This window comes from Stenotrophomonas sp. YAU14A_MKIMI4_1, assembly GCF_003086855.1.
Taxonomy (GTDB): Bacteria; Pseudomonadota; Gammaproteobacteria; order Xanthomonadales; family Xanthomonadaceae; genus Stenotrophomonas.
In genome coordinates, this window is the sequence record NZ_CP025998.1 from 2,567,502 (window position 1) to 2,592,633 (window position 25,132).

General features: G+C 64.1%; 21 protein-coding genes. 16 read left to right on the top strand and 5 right to left on the bottom strand.

Annotation, left to right across the window (positions count from 1 at the left end):
* Nucleotides 1-89 precede the first annotated feature (89 nt).
* The 10 genes from C1931_RS11845 (at nucleotide 90) to C1931_RS11890 (ending at nucleotide 12,489) form a co-directional block, all read left to right on the top strand.
* Complete coding sequence (locus tag C1931_RS11845) at nucleotides 90-1,286, top strand: MFS transporter (RefSeq protein ID WP_108756489.1); 1,197 nt, start codon at nucleotides 90-92, stop codon at nucleotides 1,284-1,286.
* Nucleotides 1,287-1,391: 105 nt separating this feature from the next.
* Entirely contained in the window at nucleotides 1,392-1,670 is a 279-nt protein-coding gene (locus C1931_RS11850; RefSeq protein ID WP_234412116.1) for a hypothetical protein, read from the top strand.
* A complete protein-coding gene (locus C1931_RS11855) occupies nucleotides 1,667-1,855 on the top strand; it encodes a hypothetical protein (RefSeq protein ID WP_108756491.1) in 189 nt (62 codons plus the stop codon). Before C1931_RS11850 ends, C1931_RS11855 begins: the two co-directional genes overlap by 4 nt.
* Nucleotides 1,856-1,873: 18 nt before the next feature.
* Nucleotides 1,874-2,617 carry an SOS response-associated peptidase family protein gene (locus tag C1931_RS11860; RefSeq protein ID WP_108756492.1) on the top strand — a complete coding sequence of 248 codons (744 nt, stop codon included), beginning with the start codon at nucleotides 1,874-1,876 and terminating at the stop codon, nucleotides 2,615-2,617.
* A 137-nt stretch (nucleotides 2,618-2,754) separates the two neighbouring features.
* Complete coding sequence (locus C1931_RS11865; protein ID WP_108756493.1) at nucleotides 2,755-3,024, top strand: hypothetical protein; 270 nt, start codon at nucleotides 2,755-2,757, stop codon at nucleotides 3,022-3,024.
* 145 nt (nucleotides 3,025-3,169) lie between these two features.
* Complete coding sequence (locus tag C1931_RS11870) at nucleotides 3,170-5,296, top strand: methyl-accepting chemotaxis protein (RefSeq protein WP_108756494.1); 2,127 nt, start codon at nucleotides 3,170-3,172, stop codon at nucleotides 5,294-5,296.
* Between the two features lie 171 nt (nucleotides 5,297-5,467).
* Nucleotides 5,468-7,219 carry an EAL domain-containing protein gene (locus C1931_RS11875; RefSeq protein WP_108756495.1) on the top strand — a complete coding sequence of 584 codons (1,752 nt, stop codon included), beginning with the start codon at nucleotides 5,468-5,470 and terminating at the stop codon, nucleotides 7,217-7,219.
* Between the two features lie 65 nt (nucleotides 7,220-7,284).
* Nucleotides 7,285-8,478: a GAF domain-containing sensor histidine kinase gene (locus C1931_RS11880; RefSeq protein WP_108756496.1), complete on the top strand. Its 1,194-nt coding sequence runs from the start codon at nucleotides 7,285-7,287 to the stop codon at nucleotides 8,476-8,478.
* An 88-nt stretch (nucleotides 8,479-8,566) separates the two neighbouring features.
* Nucleotides 8,567-10,717, top strand: coding sequence for a TonB-dependent siderophore receptor (locus C1931_RS11885; protein ID WP_108756497.1), 2,151 nt, complete (start codon nucleotides 8,567-8,569; stop codon nucleotides 10,715-10,717).
* A gap of 83 nt (nucleotides 10,718-10,800) precedes the next feature.
* The gene (locus C1931_RS11890; protein ID WP_108756498.1) at nucleotides 10,801-12,489 is read left to right on the top strand and encodes a PAS domain-containing sensor histidine kinase; all 1,689 of its coding nucleotides are present in this window, start codon (nucleotides 10,801-10,803) and stop codon (nucleotides 12,487-12,489) included.
* A gap of 330 nt (nucleotides 12,490-12,819) precedes the next feature.
* Here C1931_RS11890 and C1931_RS11895 read toward each other — a convergent pair whose 3' ends face one another.
* Together C1931_RS11895 and C1931_RS11900 are read right to left on the bottom strand one after the other, a co-directional pair.
* Nucleotides 12,820-13,227 carry a hypothetical protein gene (locus C1931_RS11895; protein WP_108756499.1) on the bottom strand — a complete coding sequence of 136 codons (408 nt, stop codon included), beginning with the start codon at nucleotides 13,225-13,227 and terminating at the stop codon, nucleotides 12,820-12,822.
* A 413-nt stretch (nucleotides 13,228-13,640) separates the two neighbouring features.
* Nucleotides 13,641-13,988: a helix-turn-helix domain-containing protein gene (locus C1931_RS11900; protein WP_108753418.1), complete on the bottom strand. Its 348-nt coding sequence runs from the start codon at nucleotides 13,986-13,988 to the stop codon at nucleotides 13,641-13,643.
* Nucleotides 13,989-14,089: 101 nt separating this feature from the next.
* On the opposite strand from C1931_RS11900, the gene C1931_RS11905 reads away from it, so the two are divergent.
* From C1931_RS11905 to C1931_RS20295, 6 genes are all read left to right on the top strand, one after another.
* Nucleotides 14,090-15,079, top strand: a complete 990-nt coding sequence (locus tag C1931_RS11905) for an MDR family oxidoreductase (RefSeq protein ID WP_108756500.1) — start codon at nucleotides 14,090-14,092, stop codon at nucleotides 15,077-15,079.
* A 151-nt stretch (nucleotides 15,080-15,230) separates the two neighbouring features.
* Complete coding sequence (locus tag C1931_RS11910) at nucleotides 15,231-17,984, top strand: UvrD-helicase domain-containing protein (protein WP_108756501.1); 2,754 nt, start codon at nucleotides 15,231-15,233, stop codon at nucleotides 17,982-17,984.
* 277 nt (nucleotides 17,985-18,261) lie between these two features.
* Nucleotides 18,262-18,900 (top strand): hypothetical protein, encoded by a 639-nt coding sequence (locus C1931_RS11915; RefSeq protein ID WP_108756502.1) that lies wholly within the window; start codon nucleotides 18,262-18,264, stop codon nucleotides 18,898-18,900.
* Nucleotides 18,897-20,372, top strand: coding sequence for an XVIPCD domain-containing protein (locus tag C1931_RS11920; RefSeq protein ID WP_108756503.1), 1,476 nt, complete (start codon nucleotides 18,897-18,899; stop codon nucleotides 20,370-20,372). Before C1931_RS11915 ends, C1931_RS11920 begins: the two co-directional genes overlap by 4 nt.
* A 317-nt stretch (nucleotides 20,373-20,689) precedes the next feature.
* A complete protein-coding gene (locus C1931_RS11925) occupies nucleotides 20,690-21,934 on the top strand; it encodes a tyrosine-type recombinase/integrase (protein WP_108756504.1) in 1,245 nt (414 codons plus the stop codon).
* A 217-nt stretch (nucleotides 21,935-22,151) separates the two neighbouring features.
* Nucleotides 22,152-22,895 (top strand): hypothetical protein, encoded by a 744-nt coding sequence (locus C1931_RS20295; RefSeq protein WP_159095482.1) that lies wholly within the window; start codon nucleotides 22,152-22,154, stop codon nucleotides 22,893-22,895.
* A gap of 106 nt (nucleotides 22,896-23,001) precedes the next feature.
* Here C1931_RS20295 and C1931_RS11930 read toward each other — a convergent pair whose 3' ends face one another.
* The 3 genes from C1931_RS11930 to C1931_RS11940 all read right to left on the bottom strand — a co-directional run bounded on the left by C1931_RS11930 (nucleotide 23,002) and on the right by C1931_RS11940 (nucleotide 24,963).
* Nucleotides 23,002-23,307, bottom strand: a complete 306-nt coding sequence (locus C1931_RS11930) for a hypothetical protein (protein ID WP_108756505.1) — start codon at nucleotides 23,305-23,307, stop codon at nucleotides 23,002-23,004.
* 113 nt (nucleotides 23,308-23,420) lie between these two features.
* Nucleotides 23,421-24,044, bottom strand: coding sequence for a phosphoribosyltransferase (locus C1931_RS11935; protein WP_108756506.1), 624 nt, complete (start codon nucleotides 24,042-24,044; stop codon nucleotides 23,421-23,423).
* Nucleotides 24,022-24,963 (bottom strand): DNA-processing protein DprA, encoded by a 942-nt coding sequence (locus tag C1931_RS11940; protein WP_199913876.1) that lies wholly within the window; start codon nucleotides 24,961-24,963, stop codon nucleotides 24,022-24,024. The genes C1931_RS11935 and C1931_RS11940 overlap by 23 nt, the downstream gene beginning before the upstream one ends.
* Nucleotides 24,964-25,132 lie beyond the last annotated feature (169 nt).

Consider the following 25,132-nt stretch of genomic DNA (forward strand, 5'->3'; position numbering starts at 1 on the left):
GGCCGAACACTGATTTTCCTGAACGCCGCTGCCGTCTGCTGCAGCGCAGCAGTACAATGGCCCGTTCCCCTGCCCCATCGCGCGCCCGCATGAGCCCCAATTCCTCCCTGGCCGCACGGCTGACGCCGCGCCAGCGCACCCTGATCATCATCGCCCTATCGCTGGGCGGCTTTGCCATCGGCACCAGTGAGTTCGCCAGCATGGGCCTGATGCTGGAAATCAGCCGCGGCCTGTCCATCAGCGAAACCCAGGTGGGCCACCTGATCAGTGCCTACGCCATCGGCGTGGTGGTCGGCGCCCCGATCCTGGCCTTCGTCGGCGCCAGCTTCCCGCGGCGCAAGCTGCTGCTGGCGCTGATGGGCTTCTACGCCGTGGGCAACCTGGCCAGCGCCCTGGCGCCCAACTACACCACCATGCTGGTCGCCCGCTTCGTCGCCGGCCTGCCGCACGGCGCCTACTTCGGCGTGGCCATGCTGGTGGCTGCGGCAATCAGCCCGGCCGGCCAGCGCGGCCAGGCCATGTCGCGGGTGCTGTTGGGCCTGTCGATTGCCATCCTGATCGGCAACCCGCTGACCACCTGGCTGGGCCAGCAGGTGAGCTGGCGCACCGCCTTCGCCCTGGTCAGCCTGCTGGCCATCGCCACCGTGGTGATGATTGCCCGCTTCCTGCTGCCCGATCCGGACGAGGTGCGCACCTCGCCCATGCGTGAACTGCGCGCCTTCAACACCACCCAGGTGTGGCTGGCACTGGCGATCGGTGCGGTCGGCTTTGCCGGCATGTTCTGTGTGTTCACCTATCTGGCCCCGACGCTGGTGCAGGTGACCGGCGTGGCCGAATCGTGGATGCCGCTGGCGGTAGGCGTGTTCGGCATCGGCGCGATCATCGGCAATATTGCCGGCGGCTGGCTGGTGGACAAGTTCCACTTCAAGGCCGCCGCCGTGGTGCTGGCCTGGTCGATCGTAATGCTGCTGCTGTACCCGGTTGCAGCGCAGTCGGTGTGGTCCATCGGCCCGATGATCGTGACGGTGGGCACCATGGGCGCACTGGCGGCCGTGCTGCAGACCCGCCTGATGGACGTGGCCGGCGAAGCGCAGACCCTGGCCGCCGCGTCCAACCACGCTGCGTTCAACACGGCCAATGCACTGGGCCCGTGGCTGGGCGGCATGGCCATCAGCGCCGGCTTCAGCCCGGCCACCACCGGTTACGTGGGCGCGGCGACCGCCATCGGCGGCCTGCTGCTGTGGTGCGTATCGGTAATGGTGGACCGCCGCCGCAAGGCCGCCTGAGGCCCTGGACACAGCCCTTGCCGCTGGCAGGGCTGTGTCCAGCAGCTGGATTTGATCTCGCCACCGCATCGGGCTGACGGGGTCATCACAGGTGAAAGTGTGACGATGAATGCACCTTCCCCTGCCCCCCTTCCCCTCATGTCGGACACCGGTCATTTCGCCATTCGCGCCTTCGAGGCCGTCTTCAACATGGCCGGCGGGGTCGAACGCATCACGTCGCTGACGGTGACGTGCAACCATTGCGAAGCCACGACCTCGTCCACCGAAGGCAATCTACTGCACCTGCCGGGCGGCACCCTGTTCCGCTGTGAAGACTGCGGCTGCCATCAGGCCGTGAGCAATGCACGCGTGGCCGACTGGCAGCCGCGCGTGCTCGGCGTATGAACATGGACGCGTCACTGACCGGCGCACAGCGACGGATCCTGCAGGCCATTGCCGATGCGGAACAGGTAGACAGCGACGCCGCAACCTGGGCGGTCGCCGCAGGCCTTGCCGTACAGGCCGAGGACGGTGACATCGACCTGACCCCGCGAGGACGCGACGTGCTGCAGGCACATCCGCCGCGCTGAGGCAGCGACGGAGCGGTCATGCGACGTTTCGTGCAGGCCTTCGTGGACGCGGACAGCTTCCCTGCTGCCCTGCCCGGTGACGTGGCCGCAGCACTGGCAACGGGAGATGCGCACTACAACATTGGCAAGGACGGCCACGCCTGGGTCTGGGCGGCCGGCGCCGCCGATGACGCGACCACGACAGTCGTTGCGGAAATGCAGTGGGGCCTGGTGCCGCGCTGGTCGAAACAACGGTCCACGCCCTACACCACCGTCACGGCCCGGCTGGAGCGCGCCCCGCGCAGCCGCATCTTTGCCGATGCCTGGAGCAAGCGGCGCTGCATCGTGCCGATGACGGGCTATTTCAAATGGGACCGGCAACGACGACAGCCCTGGCCCATGTTCGTGCAGCGCCAGGATGGCCTGGCCCTGCTGGCGGCGGGGCTGTGGGAACACTGGCAGGACGAGGCCGGCGACATGCGCGACACGTTTTCGATCCTGACCGATGGCAATCCGTCGATCCCGGCACCGCTGTCTGCCGATGGGCCGGTGTTTGTGGAACCCGCGGCCGCGGCGGCCTGGCTGCGTGGCGAGCTGACCACCCCGGCGCAACTGCGACGACAGGCGCATACCGCCGTGCTGGAGGCTGCCTATGTCGGCCTGGGTATCCGCGACCCGCAACGCGATGATTACACCCTGCTGGAGCCGGTGAACCCCGATGCGCTGCGTGCCGACAGCGCGCTGCCCGATTGGGATGGCGATGCGCTGGATGACGATGCGTGAGCTACGGGATTGGGGTCAGAGCCCTTTCCTGTGGAAAGGGATCCGACCCCTTGAAAAGCAGAGTCCTTTCCGCTGGAAAGGGATCCGACCCCTTGAAAAACACATGGCGTGGATGTGGCTTGCGGCAGAGTGCAGCCATGCAGCACCGCCCCTCCCCTGCCCGCCATGATGCCGTCGCCCTGCAGGCAGGGCTGTTGGGCAGCGTGCTGGGCGTGGGCCTGTTCAAGGCGCTGGCGCTGTCGGGCGTAGTGTCCGGCTCGCTGATGGGCATGGGCCTGTGGCTGCTGGCCTGTGTCCTGCTCGGTGCATGGGCATTGGCCGCAGGCCTCGCTTGCCTGGCCCTGAGCCGACGCGTGTTCGTGCTGATGGTCGCGCTGTCGGCGGTGTTCGTGCTCTGCATTGCTTGATGCGCAGGCGCCTTCGAAAAAAAACCGAACCATTGCGCTAAAGCTTCGGCTTGCAGCGCCGCTACCCTCTTACTGCCTGCCGGGACTCTCTCCTGTGCAGACACGCCCGGCAGTCGGGCTTACGACGACTACCGGACTTCACAAATTGAACACACTGCGCCGCTTCAAGGTAGGCACCCGCCTTACCGCTGGTTTTTCCATCCTGCTGTTGATGATCGCCACCATTCTTGCGATCGCCCTGCACAGCAACTACAAACAGCGGCAACAGTTCGACAACGCGGTGAACGTACGCGTGACCCGCATGGGCGAGCTGTACGACATGCTGATCATCAACAAGGAACTGTTGCTGCTGCGCCGCGATATGCTGCTGCGCCGCGGCCAGGCACTGGACCGCGACCTGGCCATGGTGCAGGCGCAGACCGCGCGCTACGACCAGATCTGGCAGCACTTCACTGCGCGGCCAGCCACCAGCCCGCTGGCACAGACCATGCGTGACAAGGTGGCCGCGCACCAGCAGGCCACACAGGCCGCATTGGCCGAGCTGGACGCACGCATGCGTGCCGGCGATTTCGAGACCGCCGACACCCTGCTGCTGGACAAAGTGGCGCCGGCGGCGGCGCAATGGAACACGGCACTGAGCGAGTTCGCCGATCTGCAGCAGAAGCTCGTAGCGGAAGCTGCGGCGGAGATGCAGTCACTGGCCGCGCGCACCACCGGCCTGCTGACCCTGTTCGGCGTGGCCAGCCTGGCGCTGGGCATCCTGGCCGCGTGGCTGATCTCGCGCAGCCTGACCGTGCCACTGGCACGCGTGCAGGCCTCGATCAATGCGGTGACCCGTGGCGACCTGAGCGTGCGCGCCCAGGATGACAGCCAGGACGAGGTGGGCCAGATGCTGCGCGCCACCGATGGCATGGTGCAGCTGCTGCAGCGCTTTTCCCAGCAGACCCGGCAGATGATCGACAAGCATGCCGCCGAGGACATCACCCATCGCATGCCGACCGACTTCCCGGGCGTGTATGGCGAGCTGGCCGAGGGCATGAACACCATGGTGTTCGAGCACCTGGACGCCATCGTGGATGCGATCGAGGTGCTGAACGAATACGCCCAGGGCGATCTGCGCCGCGACGCCCGGCGCCTGCCCGGCAGCCGCGCGATGCTGCATGAATCGATGGATGCAGCCAAGGCCAGCCTGCATGCGATCAACCAGGACATCCAGCGCCTGGCCCGCGCGGCAGCGGCCGGCGACTTCAGCGCGCGCGGCGATGCCGGTGCCTATCGCCACGACTTCCAGCGCATGATCGTGGATCTGAACCAGTTGATGGAAACCGCCGATGGCAGCCTGAAGGCCTTGTCGGTGGTGCTGGGCGCGATGGCCGAGGGTGACCTGAGCCGACGCCTGCAGGGCGACTACCAGGGTGTGTTCGCGGCCATGCAGCGCGACACCAACCGCACCGCTGAAAACCTGTCGGGCATCGTGCAACGCATCCAGACGGCGGCAGCGTCCATTGCCAGCGGCTCGGACGAAATCGCCGCCGGCAATGCCGATCTTTCGCGCCGCACCGAGAGCCAGGCGGCCAACCTGGAGGAAACCGCCGCGTCAATGGAAGAGCTGACGTCGACGGTGCGCCAGAATGCCGAGCATGCCCAGCATGCCAACGCCGCATCGCGCAGCGCCGGTGATGCCGTGCAGCGCACCGCCCGCGCAGTACAGGATGTGGTGCAGGTGATGCAGCAGATCGATGCCTCGTCCCAGCGGATCGGCGAGATGGTGGGCCTGATCGATGGCATCGCCTTCCAGACCAACATCCTGGCCCTGAATGCCGCCGTGGAAGCGGCACGCGCCGGGGAACAGGGGCGTGGTTTCGCCGTGGTGGCCAGCGAGGTGCGTACCCTGGCCCAGCGCGCGGCAGCGTCGGCCAAGGACATCAAGGCGCTGATCGAGACCTCCGGCGAGAGCGTGCAGGCCGGCATCGGCATCGCCCGCCAGTCCGAACAGGCCATCGAGCAGCTGCGTGACGCCGCCGCCCAGACCGATACGCTGATCCAGCAGATCGCCCAGGCCAGCAGCGAACAGGCATCCGGCATCGAGCAGGTGAACCAGACCATCGCGCAGATGGACGAGGCCACCCAGCAGAATGCCGCGCTGGTGGAAGAAGCCAGTGCATCGGCGCGCGCCATGGCCGAGCAGGCCAGTGCGCTGGACCAGGCCGCAGCGACGTTCAAGATCGCAGCCGCTGGCGCACCGCACGCGACGTTGCAGCGCGCAGCGTAAGCACATGCCCTGCCCTGCCCAGCTGAAGGATTCAGTGGGCAGGATCGCAGGGGCGCACCGTGCAAGCCGACGCCACACCGCCTTCGCGCCGCCTGCGGCATGCTGGCGGTGTAGCGCCCCGACCGCCGTAACGATGTCCCGTACATGCCTGCCAGCCGTGATGAAGAACGAATGTCCACCCTCGCCGGCCTCAATGCGCTGGGCGAGATCAGTGGCGCCTCGCTGGACAGCCTGACCGAGCTGGCCACGCACACCTTCAACGTGCCGGTGGCGTTTGTTTCGCTGCTGCAGATCGACCGCCAGCGGCTGGTCTCCCGCCGTGGCCTGGCCATGTCGCAGACCCATATCCGCGATTCCATCTGCGCCAGCACGATTGGTTCAGCCGAAACGCTGGTGATCGACGATCTGCTGCAGCACCCGCGGCATGCCAGCAATCCGCTGGTGGCCGGCGAGCCGCACCTGCGTTTCTACGCCGGGGCGCCCCTGGTGGCGCGCAACGGCGTGGCCATCGGCGCGTTCTGCGTGATGGACGATGCACCGCGCACGCTGTCCGAGGCCGAGCGGCGGCAGTTGGAAACGCTGGCCCGGGCGGCCATGAACGAACTGGAGCTGCGCGCAATGAGCGGGCGCAGCGACCCGGTGAGCGGCCTGCCTGATCGCCAGCAGTTCATGCTGGACCACGATGCACTGGCCGAACGCGAGCCGGGAACCTTCATGCATGCGGTGCTGGTGGACGTGTTCGATACCGCCATTTCCACCGAGGCGGGACAGGTGCTGGGCATGGCGCCGCTGGAAACGCTGATACGGCGCACCGGCGTGCGCCTGAAGGTGGCACTGGACGGGCTGGCCCAGGTCTACCACGTGGGCGTGGCGCGCTTCGCCTTCGTGCTGGAGCTGGAGCAGGCCAGCGCGGTGGAAGCCCTGCTGGCCGAACTGCAGGCACGGGTGACCCGGCCGATGATGGCCGCCGAAGTGCCGATGTCACCCGGCTTCCACGCCGGCGTGTGCGAGCTGACCCTGGGCCAGCACAGCGCTGGGGAAGTGATCCGCCGCCTGCTGGTCGGGCTGAGCGCGGCGGTGTCCGCCCGCGCGCCCTTCCGCTGGTACTCGCAGGGCCACGATGCCAGTACCCGCCGCGGCTACCGGCTGGCCACCGACGGGCGCACGGCGCTGCAGCAGGACGAGTTCCATCTGGTCTACCAGCCCCGCTTCCGCGCCCGCGACCTGCAGCCCGTCGCGGCCGAAGTGCTGATCCGCTGGAACCACCCGCAGCTGGGACCGGTCAGCCCGGCCGAGTTCATTCCGGTGTTCGAACGCACCGCATTGATGCACGGCATTACCGACTGGGTGGTGGACCGTGCACTGGACCAGCTTGCACGCTGGCACGCCGATGGCCTGCTGCTGAACCTGTCGATCAACTACTCGGCCCGCGACATGGCCCGCGAAGGCGCGGCCGAGCGCTTGATCGCCGGGATTGACCGGCGCGGCCTGGCCTGCACGCAGGTCGAGGTGGAGATCACAGAAAGCCAATGGCTGCGTGCCGATTCGCAGCAGGGCGTACAACTGAAGCGGATGGCCGATGCGGGCATCCGCGTGGCGGTGGACGACTTCGGCAGCGGCTACAGCAACTTTGGTTACCTGACCGAACTGCCGATCAGCACGCTGAAGCTGGACAAGTCGCTGATCGATCGCCTGTGCCTGGACAACCGGTCCAGCGTGAAGGTGGAAGCGATCATCGGCCTGGCCCATCGCCTGGGCTACAGCGTGGTGGCCGAAGGCGCCGAGAGTGCCGACCAGGTCAGCCGCCTGCGCGCACTGGGCTGCGATGAGATCCAGGGATTTGCCCTGGCCCGGCCGATGGATCCGGATCAGCTGTTCACCGGCCACAGCCGTCCGCTGCTGGGTGCCCACCTGGCCGGTTGAACCACTGGCGCGCGCCGCGCGTCGCTATACTGCTCCTGCCCAGACGCGATGCCGGATTGCCTGCGATGCCCTCACGAATCGACTTCCGCACCTCGCTGGACCTCGCCTGCCAGTTGACTGGCATGCGCGTGGCGCTGGTGGGCGAAATAACCGATGCGCACTGGCGGGCCGTGCAGAGCGTTGACCGCGCCGGCCTGGGCATCAGCAACGGCATGGTGCTGGACATCAACAAGACCTTCTGCAGGGACGTGAAGGCCCAGCAGTGCCCGGTCTGGTTTGCCGACGCACACGCCCACCCGGATTTCCAGCACAGCCCGGTACCCGGCCTGTATGGTTTCCGCAGCTATATCTCCGTGCCGATCACCCTGGCTGACGGCAGCATCTTCGGTACGCTCTGCACGCTCGATCCGCTGCCCCGGCCGGTGGACGAGAGCCATGTGGCGGCGCTGACGATGCTGGCGCGGCTGGTGGCCGCGCAGATCGATGCCGTGCACAGCCACGACGCCGATGCGGAACTGATCGATGGCCTAAAGCGTGATGGGACCAGCCGCGACGCGCAGTTGGCCGAATCCGAGCACAACAACGCCGAGCTGCTGCGGGTGGGCAAGGAGCGCGAGGAGTTCATCGCGGTGCTGGCCCACGATCTGCGCAACCCCGTGCAGGCCATCCGTGCCGGCGCCGACCTGCTTTCGCTGGGCGCGCTGAGCGTGGCGCAGCAGAAGGTGCTGGAGCACATCAACGACAGCACCGACCGCATTGCCGAGCTGATCGATGTGACCCTGGATTTCGCCCGGGGCCGGCTGGGCACCGGCATTGCCCTGAAGCTGGAAGACTGGTCCGATCTTTCCGGGGTACTGGCCGTGGCCTGCCGCGAGGCCATGCGTGCCTATCCGCAGCGCCGTTGCGAGGTGGATCTGCAGTTGCCGCCGGTGTTCCGCTGCGACGGTGCGCGCCTGTGCCAGCTGCTGGCCAACCTGGTCATCAACGCCGCCGTGCATGGCACCGCCGGGGAACCCATTCGCGTGACCGGCCGCAGCGAGGGAGACGGCCTGTGCATCGAGGTGGCCAACGCCGGGGTGATCCCGCAGGCGCAGCTGGCGGCGTTGTTCGAGCCGTTCTCGCGCCCGCAGGAGAAGCGCCTGGATTCCGGCCTCGGCCTGGGGCTGTATATCGCCTCGCAGATCGCCAAGGCCCATGGCGGCACCCTGTCGGTGGCCAGCGCCAGCGATTCGGGCACGGTACTGACCCTGCGCCTCTGAAACGAAACGGCATTGCCCGAACGGGGGATGCGTGTCGAAGTGTTGCAATTGCTAATATTTCTCATTTGCAGCCACCCCCACACTGCCCATGCCCGTCAATTTGCCCCGCCACCGCGCCCTGTGCGCCGCGCTCGCCCTGCCCTTGGCTATTGCCGCACACACTACCCACGCCGCCGATAGCCCGCCTTCCAGCGTCCAGGACCTGGACAAGGTAGAGGTGCGCGGCCGCGCACAGACCCTGTACCGGGCCGACGACGCCGCCGTCGGCACCCGCACCGACACGCCCCTGGCCCTGGTGCCGCAGTCGATCCAGGTGCTGCCGCGCGAACTGATCGATGACCAGGCCGCCCGCCAGGTGACTGATCTGTACCGCAGCATCAGCGGCATCAGTTTCTTCAGCTACGCCGGCGTGACCCTGCGCGGCTTCCGCCAGGAAAACGTGCTGTACGACGGCCTGCGCGGCGATCCCTACGCCGGCTTTTCGGTGCCGCAGCTGTTCAACATCGAACGGGTGGAAGTACTGAAGGGCCCGGCCGGCGCGCTGTACGGCGGCGGCGATGCCGGCGGCGTGATCAACTACGTGACCCGCAAGCCCAAGGCCAGCGCCGAGCGCCGCATCGAGCTGCAGGTCGGCAACGAGGACTTCCGCGCCGCCTCGATCGAAGGCACCGGCCCGTTGAACCGCAGCGGCAGCGTGCGCTACCGCGCGGGCCTCTATGGCGATACCGAATCGGGCGTGCGCTGGAACACCGACAGTGAAAGCGTGATTGGCGATGCCTCGCTGGCCTTCGACGTGGGCGACAGCGGCGAGCTGGTGCTGCAGTTCACCGATATCACCCAGAACCTGGGCGGCAACCGCCTGCGCGGCGTGCCAGTGGACGACAACGGCACCTTCCTGACCGACCGCCGCTGGAACCACAACGAAGCGAGCGATTTCCTGGACATGCGTGCCAAGGTGGCGCTGGCGCAGTACCGCTTCGCCCCCACTGACGCGCTGGACGTGGACGTGGCGGCGCGCTGGTTCAAGAACAGCGAACACCAGATGTACCACGAGCCGATGGGGCTGATCGACCGTGACGGCGACGGCGTGGCCGAGTGGATGACCCGCCAGCTGCGCAACCAGATCCGCGACAACGACGCGGTGACCGCCAACGCCAATGCGGTGTGGCGCACCCGCACCGGCGGCATCGAGCACAAGGTGCTGTTCGGCGCTGATGTGTACCAGACCGATGCGGACTTCACCGCGCAGACCGCCAACAGCGCCGACCTGGCCCGTGGCGCAGGCCCGGTGCAGGGCATCGACTTGTTCAACCCGGTGTACGGCGCCAGCACCTGGCATGACTACAACCTGGCCGCCCTGCCCTGGCGCAGCACGTCCACCCGCAGCCAGCGCTACGGCGGCTACCTGCAGGACGAGCTGACCCTGACCCCGCGCTGGTACGTGCTGGCCGGCCTGCGCTGGGACGGCTTCAAGGACGAAGACCGCATCGCCCACAGCAGCGTGGATGGCAACGACATCAGCTGGCGCCTCGGCAGCACCTTCATCGTGCGCGACGGCCTGAACCTGTACGCCAACGTGGCCAGTGGTTTCGTGCCGCAGACCGCGGCGAACCAGAATTCAGCCGCCGGCGGTCCGTTCGATGCCGAGCGCAGCAAGCAGTGGGAGGTGGGCATGAAATCGCTGCTGGCCGACCGGGTAACCCTGAACCTGGCCGCCTACCGCATCGACCGCAGCAACATCGTGCAGGCCACCGGCGAAGTGGTGGGCGGGGTGAACCAGCTTGCCGCGCTGGGCCTGGTGCGCAGCACCGGCATGGAGATGGACCTGCTGGCCGACGTGACCGAACGCTGGGTGCTGAACCTGACCTACGCCTACAACGATGCGCGGGTGAAGGATGCCGGCCCGAACGGGATCACCAATGCCTCCGGCGACCGCTTCGCCAATGCGCCGCGCAACAAGCTGGGCCTGTGGACCCGCTACGACCTGCCCGCCCTGCATTCGGCCGTCGGCTTCGGCGCCGATTACGTGGGTGAGCGCGTCAGCCTGGACGGCCAGCGGGTGAAGCCTTATGCCGTGTTCGACATGAGCTGGAAGACCACGTGGCAGCAGTGGCAGTTCCAGGCCAACGTGAAGAACCTCTTCGACAAGGTGTATGCGGCCAGCGGCTTCATCGAGCGCAATGGCCACTTCCCCGGCGAGCCGCGCCGGGTCTACCTGCAGGCGGCGTACAGTTTCTAATGCCGTCGTGACCACCCGGCGGCGTGTAGAGCATGCACACACGCCGTCGGGTACGCTGTGCCACCTTCCTGCCCTGAGCGGCCATGCACGCCTTTTCCCTTCCGGTCTCTGCGCCCGAGCAGCTGGCGTACCGTCTGCTGCAGGACAGTGACTGGGCACAGACCGCGCAGGCCGCGCAGATGCCGGCCGAACTGCGCACCGTGCTGGCCATGGTGTTCGATTCACCCGAGCCGATGTGGATTGCCTGGGGCCCGCAGGACAAGGCGTTCTTCTTCAACGATGCTTACCTGCCGCTGCTGGGCGGCAAGCTGCACGGCGCCATGGGCGCACGACTGGACGTGGTGTGGGCCGATGTCTGGGCCGACGTCAGCCAGGCCATCGACGATGCCTTCGCCGGCACCGCGCGCAGCTTCCAGAACCTGCGCCTGATGATGGACCGCGACGGCACGATGAAGGAAACCTGGTGGACCTTCTCGTATTCGCCGCTGCGGCTGGGCAACGGCGAGATCGCCGGCCTGCTGTGCGTGGTGAGCGAGCAGACCGAGCGGGTGATCGAACGCGACCTGCACAGCCGCCAGGTGGCCGCCATTACCCAGGAAGCACGCGAGGCGCACCTGGAACTGGTGCGCGCACGCGAGCAGCTGCGCCAGGCACAGAAACTGGAAGCCATGGGCCAGTTGACCGGCGGCGTGGCGCACGACTTCAACAACCTGCTGCAGGTGATCACCGGTTCGGTGGACATGCTGCTGTACGGCTGGCCCAGTGATGACCCGCGCCGGCGCTACGCCCAGGCGATCGAATCGGCGGCCGAGCGTGCGACCAAACTGACCGCCCAGCTGCTGGCGTTCTCGCGGCGGCAGAGCCTGTCGCCGGAAGTGTTCGACCTGTGCGAGAGCGTGCAGGCGCTGGCGGACATCATCACCACCGTGGTGGGCGCGCGTATCGATGTGGACCTGCACTTGCCCGACGTGCCGCTGCCGGTGCTGCTGGACCGCAACCAACTGGATACCGCGCTGATCAATATTGCGGTGAACGCGCGCGATGCGATCGAAGGCCACGGCAAGGTGACACTGGCAGTGCAACGGGTCAGCACCGTGCCATCTGTGCGCCAGTCGATTCCGCTGAAGGGCGATTTTGCGGCGATCAGCGTGACTGATTCGGGCAGTGGTATTGATCCTTCGGTGCTGGAACGCATCTTCGAACCGTTCTTCACCACCAAGGGCGTGGGCGCCGGCACCGGGCTGGGGCTGAGCCAGGTGTTCGGCTTCGTGAAGCAGTCCGAAGGCGAAGTGGACGTGCAGAGCCGGCCGGGCGCGGGCACCTGCTTCACCCTGTACCTGCCGCTGACCCAATGCACCGACAGCGTGCCGCGCCCTGCCCCGCACCCCGGCCTGGCCAGTGGCGACGGGCTGTGCGTGCTGGTGGTGGAAGACAACGTGGACGTGGCCGACTTCGCCGTGGGCGCGCTGCGCGAGCTGGACTACGGCGTGGTGCTGGCGCGAAACGCGGCCGAGGCCATGGCCGAACTGGAACATGACGCCGCGCGCTTCCAGCTGGTGTTCACCGACGTGGTGATGCCCGGCACCAACGGCCTGGAACTGGCACGCACGATCCGCGCGCAGTTCCCGAAGCTGCCGATCATCCTGACCAGCGGCTACAGCGAACTGCTGGCACGCGACCCGGGCCATGGCTTCACCCTGCTGCGCAAACCGTATTCGCTGAAGCAACTGGCCCAGGTGATGACCGAAGCGGCGCACGGCAGCGCCCGGTAGATGCCCACCTTGGTGGGCATGGCTCTCCGCCTACCCTGCACGGTCTCGCTTTGGTAGATGCCCACCTTGGTGGGCATGGCTCTCTGCATACCCTGCGCGGTCTCGCTTTGGTAGATGCCCACCTTGGTGGGCATGGCTCTCTGCCTACCCTTCGTGCCCACCAAGGTGGGCACCTACCGAGATGCCCGCGACCCTGCTCGGTCCCGCTTTGCCGCTCGTGCCCACCAAGGTGGGCACCTACCGAGCAGCCTGCCACCCTGCTCGGTCCCGCTTTGCCGCTCGTGCCCACCAAGGTGGGCACCTACCGGGCAGGCCGCGGATCGTGGGTTGTCACGCAACCAGACACCGTTCTACCTGCAGCGACAAGGCTTCGCAGGCGTCGAACAATCCATCGACCACGGCCGCGGAGGGACAGCCCGCCGGATCATCACTTTCCCGTGCCACATGGGCGGCATGCAGCACGGCGGTCAATGCGGTAATGCCCGACGCGCAGCGTGTGGCCAGGGCCAGATCGAATGCGCGGGCGGGGGTCAGGCGATGTTCGCCCCACGGTTGGCCGTCGGCACGCAGGTTCCCGCCGTGGCCTTTCAGGTGCGCGAAGAAGGCAGACGGCGCAAGGCTGTCGGGCGAATCGCAGAGCGCGTCTTCCAGCTGTTCGGCGATGGCATTGGGCAGATCGCGCGTGGCATTCCCCAGCAGCGCGTGCAGGCGGGGATAGTCGGGAAGCAGGTCGGACATGGCAGCAACCTCACGGTGTGGCCACCTGCGAAAGCAAGGTGGCGGACGGTGCGGGTTGGCGTGCCGGATACGAGATACGAGAAGCCGGCGGATCGGAAGATCCCCACGCACCGTCCGCCATGGACTGGCAGGCGGTGCATTGTCGGGACTGCACGTTGCAGTGCAAACCCGACGCCGTGTATCTCGTAAGTTCGGGACGCCAATCCCGGCCAGGGCGAGTGCCTTGGCGTGGCGATGATTGCCGCAGTCTTTCGTGGATGAAAAGTAGGGAAATACGCCGCCATGGCGTGGTCGAGGCACATGCGTCATGCGGTGACGGGCGCCCCCTTCAATGGCGCTGCCGGCCTGCAGCCTTCATCCACGCCAGCCGCAATTCAACTCGCCCCGACAGGCCAATCGCGACACCTCATGCGTCAACTGTCATCGCGCGCGCTCTGATAACCACGATAGGTTTCGCCCCACTCACGCATGGCCAGCAGCACCGGCACCAGCGTGTGGCCAAACTCGGACAGTTCGTACTCCACCTTCGGCGGCACTTCCGGATAGACATGGCGGATCACCACGCCATCGGCCTCGAGCTCGCGCAATTGGCTGGTCAACATCGATTGGGTGGCGTTGGGCACACGCCGCGTCAGTTCCATGAACCGGCGCCTGCCCTTGATCAGGTGAAACAGAATGATCGGCTTCCACACGCCCCCCATCACCGAAAGCGTGACTTCCACGGCACAACCACTTTTGTTGTCCCAACGCCTGCTACGCATGAATACTCCGGAAAACCATAGTACCTACGAAAAACCATCGTTCTTGTTGCAATAACGGTGCGAGCCTAGCATGGGCGCATCCATTGACCGTGAGGCCCGCGATGACATTCAAGGCACTACTTTCCAGCAAGACCGACGACCGCGTCGTCACTGAACTGGTCGATTTTGATGAGGCCGACCTGATGGACGGCGATGTGCTGGTGCAGGTCGATTATTCGACCCTGAATTACAAGGACGCGCTGGCGCTGACCAACAGCCGCCCGGTCATCCAGAAATTCCCGCTGATTCCCGGTATCGACCTGGCCGGCGTGGTGCTGGAATCCAGCAATGCCGATTTCGAGACCGGTGATCGCGTGGTACTGAACGGCTGGGACCTGAGCATGGGCCACCATGGCGGCCTGGCCCAGCGCGCCCGCGTGCGTGGTGAGTGGCTGAACAAGATTCCCGGCAACCTGACCACCCGCGATGCCATGGCCATCGGCACCGCCGGCTATACCGCCATGCTGTGCGTGCTGGCATTGGAAGATGCGGGCGTGACCCCGGACAAGGGCGATGTGCTGGTAACCGGCGCCAATGGCGGCGTCGGCTCGATTGCCGTGGCCATTCTGTCCAAGCTGGGTTACCGCGTTGTGGCCGCGACCGGCCGCCCGGAACATGCCGACTACCTGCACAGCCTGGGCGCGGCCGAGATCATCGACCGCGCGGAGCTGTCCGAGCCGCGCAAGAAGCCAATCAGCGCCGAACGCTGGGCCGGCGTGGTGGACGTGGCCGGCGGCCCCACCCTGGTCAATGCCCTGGCCGAAACCAAGTACCGCGGCGCGGTGGCCGCCTGCGGCCTGGCCCAGAGCGATGCACTGCACGGCTCGGTGCTGCCGTTCATCCTGCGCAACGTGACCCTGGCAGGCGTGGATTCGGTGAACGCACCGCAGGACGTGCGCCAGCGCGCCTGGGATCGCCTGGCCACCGATCTGGACCCGAAGAAGCTGGAAAGCACGGTGCAGCAGATCGGGCTGGCTGAAGTGCTGGATGTGTACGAGCAGATCATCCCGGGCAAGGTGCGCGGGCGGATCGTGGTGGATGTGAATGCCTGAGGGCGATCGGGCCAGCGCTGCTGCAACGCCAGCGCTGGCCCACTGCTTTGCCTGACCCGGAAACGCCGCGCACGCCATCAAGCCCCTTTATCATGGGGCTGTAAGGGCGCTTTACGCCCAGTGACGTACGCAAGGCAGTATCTGGATGTCTATGGAATGGCGCCCCTCGGGCTGGGGCCAACGTGTGACCCGCTCGCCGGACTGGCGGCTGCGGCTGGATGGCGAACAGGTCGAACTCTCGATTGGGAGCGCGCTGTACCAGCACCACGTAGATGGCGACGCGCGTGTGCGGATCATTCCGGGCCTGTTCTGGGCCCGGATCGAGCTGCAGCGCGACGACGGTGAAACGCTGTCCGTCGATGGCCTGCCCAACCGTCAGGCATCGCAGCTTTCGGCCGCCGTGCAGCAGGTCTTGCTTGCCTGCACCACCCGTGGGCGCAAGGCGCTCTTTCAAGACATCCTGACGCAGATCCAGGGCTGGCTGGCCGAGGCAGACGCCCTGACCGACCGCGGCAGCGCCGGTCGCCGCTGGATCACGCACGAACAACAGCAGGCCCTGCTGGCCGAGCGCCCTGCCCTGCCGTTGCAGCCGTCCGCGCTGAAGCGGCTGTTCCTCGACGAGGACGTGCACGACGACCTGCATTCGCCCAGCCACCGTGCCGCGCTGGACACCCTGCACGATTGGGAACTGGACTGGCCGTCCGTCTGGGCCGAAGCCAACGCGACCATGGCAACGCGCGAGCTGGCGCTGGCCCGCGGTTTCCTGCACCGGGTCGAGAGCAAGCCACTGACCGAAGAACAGGCCCGCGCGGTCATCTGTTTCGACAATCATGTGCAGGTGGTCGCCGCGGCCGGCTCCGGCAAGACCTCGACCATGGTGGCCAAGGCCGCCTATGCCATTGATCGCGGCTTCGTTGCGCCCGAACGCATCGTGATGCTGGCCTTCAACAAAGATGCCGCCAAGGAACTGGAGGACCGCGCGCAGCGGTCGTTCGAACGGCTGGGCATGGGCGATACCGTGGTGGAAGCACGCACCTTCCACGCACTGGGCCTGTCGATCATCGCCAAGGCGACCGGACGCAAGCCCGACATTCCCGAATGGGCCATCGATGCTGCGCTGGGCTTCAACAAGCTGGCCGAGCTGGTGGATGACCTGAAGGACCGCTCGCCCCACTTCCGCACCCAGTGGGACATGTTCCGCCTGGTGTTCGGCCGCGATCTGCCGCCACTGGGCGCGCAGATGCTGGCCGATGGCTACGACCGCGATGGCACGCCCTATATCCGCACCCTGCAGGGCGAGCGGGTGAAGAGCCTGGAAGAGTGCGTGATTGCCGATTGGCTGTTCTACAACGGCGTGGCCTACGACTACGAGCGGCGCTACGAGTTCGATACCGCCACCGATACGCATCGCCAGTATCGACCAGACTTCTATTACCCGGATGCCGCGCTGTACCACGAGCACTTCGCGCTGGATGCCGACGGCCAGCCGCCGCAGCAGTTCGCCAACTACGCCGAGGGTGTGCGCTGGAAACGCGAGCAGCACGCCGCACGCGGGACCGCACTGATCGAGACCACGTCGTTCGGGCTGCGCAGTGGCGAGGCCCTGCACCACCTGTCCGAACGGCTGGGCGAATCGCGCATTGAACTGGACCCGAATCCGGACCGCGAACTGCCCGACGCCGGCGCCAAGCCCATGCCCGATGCCGATCTGATCGGCTTGATGCGCACCTTCATCGCCCATGCCAAGAGCAACTGCCTGAGCCTGGAAGACATGGCCGAGCGCCTGAGGCAGATGCCCGAAGACCAGTTCAAGGAACGCTACCGGCGCTTCCTGGAAATCGCCGGGCCCGTATTCCAGGCCTGGGATGACGCACTGGCGGACGAGCGCAGCATCGACTTCGAAGACATGTTGAACATGGCCGCCGGACTGCTGGAACAGGGCCATTATGAATCGCCCTACGAACTGGTGATGGCCGACGAGTTCCAGGATGCCTCGCGCGCCCGCGCCCGCCTGTGCCGCGCCCTGGTCAACCGCCCGGGACGCTACCTGTTTGCGGTGGGCGACGACTGGCAGTCGATCAACCGTTTCGCCGGTGCCGATGTTTCGGTGATGACCGGTTTCCGCGAATGGATGGGGCACGGCCAGGTACTGAAACTGGAGCAGACCTTCCGCTGCCCGCAGGAACTGTGCGATATCTCCAGCCGCTTCATCAGCCGCAATCCTGCGCAGATTGCCAAGACGGTTCGCTCTACCGCGCCGGCAATTGGGCCGGTGCTGCAGGCCTTCCAGATGACCCGGCGCGAAGAAGTGCAGGATGGCGTTCGCCAGTATCTGGCTACGCTGCATCAGCAACTTCTGTCCGGCGCGGTGCCTCGTGGCCGCAGCGGGCGCGTGACCGTTTTCATTCTGGGCCGGTACCGGAATGAGCGCAGCGTACTGCCGGCGGACTGGAAGGCAGCGTTCGGCAGCACGATGGACGTGGAGTTCCTGACCGCGCACCGTTCAAAGGGACGCGAGGCCGACTATGTGATTCTGCCGGGAATGGTGAACCTCGGTTTCCCCAGCCTGCGCGCGGATGACCCGGTACTTTCGCTGGCGATGCCCGAAGGCGATACCTTCCCGCTGGGCGAAGAGCGGCGGCTGTTCTATGTGGCACTGACGCGCGCTCGGCGCGGTGTTGCGATGTTCACGCTGCAGGGCAAGCGCTCGCCGTTCCTGGATGAGCTGGTGGAGAATGGCGTGGTGGAGGTTACGAGCGTGTCGGGTGTGGCGATCAATGAGGAGCGCTGCCCGGTGTGCAAGGTGGGGGTGTTCGTGGAGCGGAATGGGCCGCATGGGGCGTTCCGGTCGTGTTCAAGTTACCCGTTGTGCCATAACAAGCCGAGGGGTGGGCGACGCGGCTAAGCCTGGCCAGAGCGGATCGTATGGTCAGCGCACGCCTTGCAATGGCGCGCCGATGAACTTGCAATGGCGCGCCGATGAACGTGAAGCTGAGAGAGGGAACTGTCGCATCTGCCCAAGAAGCCAGTCTGGGCTTCATCTTTCAAGGCGACACGCTTTGTCCAGCTGATCTACGATCCGGGCAGTCCCGCGAACTGCGTCACACCCTGAGTGCCATGCTTTGTAGTAAGCCTGTACTGGCGCCGCCCGGTAGCACCTCAATCAGCGACATGGACCGATCATGCTGACATCCCTCCAGCCACTTCCTCGTGTAGTTCTCATCGCCTTGGTCACCGTCGTCGCGCCTGGCTGCAGTGAGGAACGTTCGTACCCGGCCTACCGCGAGAATCCTGCTCCCACGGACGCGCTTGCTATCGTGATTCGGGTAAACGATGCGCCCGTTGACGTCCCTGCACCCAAGGTCTTCGTCTCCTACGAAATAGACCCGCTCTGTCTCCCACCGATCGACAACTACGAGGGCGTGCAGTACGCGCCGCAACGCCAGTCAGTGGTGTTTCCAGTGCAACGCGTCAGCAAGACCGAATTCACTGCAACAGTGTTCAAAGATGGGATGGAGGTCGCCGACTACTATGGCCGCGGACCATGCAACTGGACGCCACGCTTTGTGCAAGCATCGTTCATGATGGACGTCGAAGGTCGCCCGATCAGAGTAGCTATTCCCGCCTTCTTTCCAGAGATCGAAGATAAAGCGCGCTCTACTACATACGTGGAGAAGGCACTTAGACCGCTGATTCCAGGACAGACACCCGAGCGAGCGGGCATCTGGCCCGACAGCCAATTCCAGAAGATCCCCGAAGGTGAGCACTCAAAGTATTTCCCTATCGAGATTTCCAGAAAGGCTGAAGGAGAGATTCGATGAATCCTGTTACCGCCGCCGCGCTCTCCAACAGCACGTATGAATCCCCTCCCTTGGACGATGCGTTCATCACCGTTGCGGGTATCAAGTACGAGATTCTTGCCAGACGCGACTCCAGTACCGGATATCAAGGCACCGTCTATCGCAGCCTAGCAACGAACGAAGTCATTGTTGCCCACCGCGGAACCGAGTTTGATCGCGAGCCACTGCTCGATGGCGGGATCGACGCCGCCATGGTTGCTGCCAGAATCAACCCTCAGCTCGACGATGCCCTCGCACTGACCAAACAAGCCATCAGAATGGCGAATGAAATGGGGTACGGCCCTGTACACGTCACCGGCCACTCCCTGGGCGGCGCGCTTGCACAGATCACCGCACACCACTACAACCTCCCCGGCGACGCTTTCAATCCCTACGGCGCTGCCGGATTGGCGTACCGCATTCCCGAAGGCCAGCCCGCCAATGCGGCACCCTTCACCAACCATGTCATGGCAGGCGACCTGGTGAGCGCAGGCGGCCCCCATTACGGCAAGGTTGAGATGTATGCGCTCCCCAAGGAACTGGAGGTTCTGCGCAACGCCGAACAGGGCCAACGCGTCGGGTCCCTTCTGGCACCTGGATTGAGGAACGGGCACGCCATCTCCGCGGCGGTGGCGGTGCAATTAGGCGACTCCCATCGGGTAGTTCATTTCCTTGATCGCATGACCGACAAAGGGCCGGTGCAGTCCGTCCTTGACGATCCCAGCGCACGGATCACCGCCCCCGACGACCTGCGCCGGGTCGCTGAGTACCGCAGTGACATCCATCAAGTACGCATGGGAGCCACCGTTGTTGTAGGTGGCGGCCCAGGGCTACTACGTGACGGGATCAATCATCTGCGGGGCACCGAGGAAGCCGGCGAGTACGCTCGCCGCGAGGCCGAAGCGGAGCAACGGGCACACAGTGCACTCAAACCTGGTAAGCGACTGACGCAAGAAGCAACCGACAAGGGCTCGCCTTCGCTGAGCAACCCGGGCTTCGCACCCAAGAGTCCACTACAGGAAAGCATCGAATCGACCCTGGACAAGATGAATCAAGATCCCAGGGACAAAGGGCACCCTGATCATCCGCTCTATCAACAGATCCGCAATGGTGTATCGGCCGTGGACTCCACGCATGGGCGCAGCTTCGACGAAACCAGCGAACGCGTCTGTGCCAGCCTGTTGGCATCGGCTAAGAGTGGCGGCCTGGATCGGGTCGATCACGTCGTCTTGGGCAACCCATCTTCCGACGGCTCTGGCCCGCGCATGTTCGTTGTGCAAGGTGAGCTCGACAACCCGGCACATCTCCGGGCATCAGTAGCCATCAGCGACGCGATCAACACCCCAGTGGAGCAGTCTCTAGCCAAGGCAGAGCAGATCTCACAGGCGCAGCAGCAGGTTGCCCAGAAAGAGCAAGCCCACGAGCAGGCGCGAGATGCGATGCGCATGGGGTAATTGCTGCGCAACCGAACCCCATCTGTTCGTTGCTCTCACATGATTGCGCAGCCAGATGACGCATGAAGATGCCCCACCAAGGGTCTTTCATACGCCGGCACGGCAAAAAAGAAAGCCCCTGTTTCCAGAGGCTTTCCAAATATTCTGGCGGAGAGAGTGCCGGCCGACCCACCGTCCACCCTCGTCCAGGTATGAATTTTATTTCCTTATATTTCCTATACTTGCGACGCATCCGGTCCAGACGCGTCCATCCGTGACCACCGTAATCTTGGTTCAAATGGCATACTGGATGGCATACCAGGATCAAGTGCAACGGCATGTCTCTCCTTACAGATCTCAAAGCCCGAAAGATGTCTCCGGGCAGCGCAGCAGTGCCTCACGGCGGCGTTACTGGCTTGACGCTACTGCCCTCAGCGAGCCAGAGGGGTCATGGGAAATGGGTACTTCGCTATGTAAGCCCCGTTAGCGGCAAGCGTCGCAACGCCGGGCTTGGGGGCTATCCCGAAGTTGGGATTGCATCCGCAGGCAAGATCGCTAGAGAGATGCGCGAGCAGATCGCAGGGGGGTTGGATCCGCTTGACTTGAAGGCTGCAGAAGAAGCGAAGCGTAAAACTCCGTCCTTCAAGGAAGCAGCTGGCCAGGTGCACACGGAGCTCAAACCCGGCTGGAGGAACGCCAAGCACGCCCAGCAGTGGATCAACACGCTAGAGCAATATGTCTTCCCAAAGATCGGCTCTGTCCCTTTGGATCAGATCAGCCCGCGCCACATTGCTGAGGTACTACGCCCGATTTGGCTCGAGAAGGCAGAGACTGCCTCGAGGCTGAAGCAGCGCCTCCATGCCGTGATGGCTTGGGGCTGGGCGCATGGCTTCAATCAAGCCAACCCTGTCGATGTGGTCACCCACCTACTTCCGGGTCAACCCAGTAAGACCATTCGCCAAGAGCATCAACCAGCGATGCCCTGGCAGATAGCACCTGGCTTCATCCGGAATGAGCTCCACTGGCCGAGCCCCAATGACGTCTCAAGGCGCGCCCTGCTACTTCTCATCTTGACTGCGGCACGTTCAGGAGAGGTGCGAGCTATGACGTGGGAAGAAATCGATCTGGACTCTAGAGTCTGGACGATCCCCCCTTCGCGAATGAAGACCCAAGTGGCTCATCGTGTGCCCCTTTCCGATCAGGCATTATTGATCCTCGCGAGTCAACGCGAGGAGCACGATCGACTCGTCTTCCCGTCTATTCGAGCAAGGACCGTCCTGTCGGATATGGCGTTAACGTCTCTGCTTCGCCGACTCGACGCTCCAAGCGATGCTGATGGCCGAGTCGCTACAGCTCATGGGTTCAGATCGAGCTTCCGGGATTGGTGCAGCGAGCATGGGTACGCCAGGGATCTTGCTGAGCGAGCGCTCGCCCACACTGTGAGGAACCAAGTCGAGGCCGCCTATCACCGTACGGATCTGTTGGAGCACCGCCGGCCAATGATGCAGGCTTGGGGCGATTTCGTCATGCCCATGCCTAAAGAAATAGAAGCCGCCAAGGCGACCGACGTCTCGAGTCCTTAGATCGCTAGACCTATCCAGGGGGCTAGATCAGACTCATGTCCATTGGGCCGCGTAAAGCTGCCTCATTGCGGCAACTGAAGGAGACTGCTAGCGTTCGGCGGTCAGACAGGGGAAGACAATGGAAAAGGTGATTAGGGGCGTATACGCGTCGATGCTAGTTCTTGGGGTAGCCGCCGGACAAGCCCACTCAGCAGAGATCCCTTTCCCAACGAGCGGCATGGCCTATAACACAGTCGACAATGGGTGGCTGACGTATGAATGTGATCCGCCCACCCAAGGCTTACTGACCTGCTCGTTCATTCAAACGAGCATAAGACAGCAACTCAAACCTGCCGACACCCAAGCCCGCCTGACCAGAGAAACTGCTGACCTGGCAGCCTCACTCGCCAAAGACTATGGAACTCGACCGGCCGGAATCTATCACTCCGCCAAATGGCAGGAGCTTTGCGCGCTCAGCGGCCAGATCACCGACCTTGCCAACGGAAAGCCTGGAGCTGGCACCCCGCCAGAAGCAGTGCGGTCCATGGCCAGAATGAGTTCGCGACAGAAGGAAGACATGCGCCTATGGGCTGCGGCCCTGGGCCGATCCTGTGCTAGTCGTACCCTGGATGGACTAAAAGAGGCAATTGCGTTGAGCCTCGGACAAGAGGAACGAACCTGCCGCATAGGTACAAATCCGTTCAAGCAAACTTTCAAGGCACAGTACTCGCAGGGCATCTTCCAATCGTGGATAGTTGCAGACAGCATACCTTCGGGGGATTGTGGACTGATCAATGTCTCCCGACTGGTCCCTGGCGCCAACAACTGGGAGTGGCGCTACTTCGCGCGGAAGGTAGTGACCAACCCAACCGGCAGCCAAATGCTCCTGAAGTGCAGTGACTTGGATCAGTTGGAGTATGAGTACGATTGGAAGGAGCAGTCGATACCCCTGGTTTGCGACTACATAAAACCCGGAATCTAACCAGACCTCAGAGCACGCACGCCCTTGTCCAAAGGCGTGCTGCCTCTCGGGAGGACGGCTTCCCACCAATACGATTTGCGAACACCAATGGCCATCCTGAAGCGCCCTAGTCGATAAAGACGCGCCAGTAAGCACTATCGTCGTTTTGCCCATCAGCCCTATGCCGACCCACAATCACCTCGGAATCGTCGCCCTTGGCGACGTCGACGACTGCACTGGCGATTTCGGCAACGATGTCCTCGCCGGTGACACTCTCAACCTCCGAGGAGATATTGACTACCTCCGAGTTGGACATGATGTCCTCAAGCACTTCCTCTTCGGGCGAGGCATCGAGGTCAACCTTAATGATCAGAGGAGCACCGATCACCTGCCCTGCATCGTGCTTAACAATCTGTACGTCTACTTCTGACACTGGCCCTCTCCCTTTAGAACATCTGTTCTGGATAGCCGCTCGATTACTCTTAGTCACCTCAGTCAGACGCAGGCGCCACCACAAATGCGACTGCGGACATGCCTCACAAAAATCTAGCTCTCTGGAGTTGGCCAAACCGTCTTGGCGAGGAATACGCCAACAACCTGTTCCACGTTAGGCAACTCCCGCAGCATGCGCTTAGCGGCAGCAAACGACGCCCCCATCGTAATCACATCATCCACAACGAAGATGGTCGGCGACAAAGGCGGAGGCATCAGGGAGTAGTCAACCTGAAGCGTCTCGCAGATCTCCGTCGGACTCTTACGCCCGCCACCTGCATGTTGCGCAGGTCGGGCAGAGCCCTGCTTGAGGATGTGCCTTACATCAACACCAGACCGATGCGCAGCCATTCTGGCCAGGACCTTGCCGATCCGATCATCATGCTCAGCATGCCCGATGGGCTTGGATCCTGGCATCGGGACAAAGGTGCACGTGCCGATCGTCTTCTCAAGCGTGATCAGTCTCGCGAGAGCATCACCCCAATAATTGACGGCCACACTCTTGTAGTGGAGCTCATTGGCCTTGGAGCCAGGCCCCTTTTTCAGATTGAGAATCTGACGATTCGTCTCACTGATGCCCCAGCCCCCACCACTGGTGTACTCGCCGCAGTACCAGCACTGATCACCTTGGTCGAGCCAAGCGTAGTGCCGAGGGTCAATCTTGATTAGATGTCGCATTTTTGCCCAGAGCTTCCATGATCTCTGTTACGTTCCTAACGCGGATGGCACCTTGCGCTTCGTACTTATGGGGCCAGGCCAAGTCAGGGTTCCTGAAGCAGCTATCCAAGATAAAGAGCTTTCGCCCCTGAGCCAGCGCAGCTCGCGCTTGCACAAGCGTTCCAGACGTATTTCCCGCTTCGACAATAACAGTCGCCTCGGTAAGCGCAGACATGGTCACGTTCCGAGCCGGGAAGAAGAGGCTGTTGGACTTGTAGTGCTGCCGCTTGTACCTGAGGAAAGGAACCTGTGAGATGACCAGATGCTCCTTAGCTAGCTGTTCTTGCAGACTAGCGTTTTCCTTGGGGTAGTGGTCAAACAACGGTGTTCCAATGACAGCTATGGTGCGTCCGCCCGCGTCCAGAGCTCCAGTATGCGCCGCATAGTCGATTCCTCTTGCCAGCCCTGAAACCACGGTAAAGCCGTGGCGCACCAAAGCTTGAGCGATTCTGCGCCCATTGACAGCCCCCTCCGAGCTGGGCGTCCTAGTCCCAACCACCGCGACACCGCGGGTATCGACCAACTCCCAGTTGCCTCGGTAGTAGAGCAGCTCTATGGGATGATCAGCCTCACGAAGCTTCTGAGGATACTCACCGGCTCCGTGCACCCGGACGCCGACCGACTTCAGCCTTTCCAGGCCAACTTCCTCCGCGAGCAGCTTCCATGCATCTCGGATATCGCCTGCCGGGACGAGCTCCGACGGAATGCTCTGAGGATTCGAGGCGAAGAGTTGCGCAATGCTTTTGAACCAAGCCCCCTGCTGCAGCCACAACGACTCGTAGGCTGCCATCTCTCGACGCAGCTCAATGGGTGGCGCAGCAAAAACCGTCTGGTCGAAAACTGAATTCATTGCCAGCTGATGGTTGGACTCGACAAACATGCAGACCTCGCTTTAACGTCCTGTTTGCAAGGGATCCAGAAAGAACCGGATCTAACCGTCCACTCTAACAGAATGGCCATCGAGATCGACGGCAGGTGGCCACTACCCCATAGTCCGCGATCCGGCGCCCCGTGACAAGCCACCTTCAGCAGGCCGACGGACTGGCTAG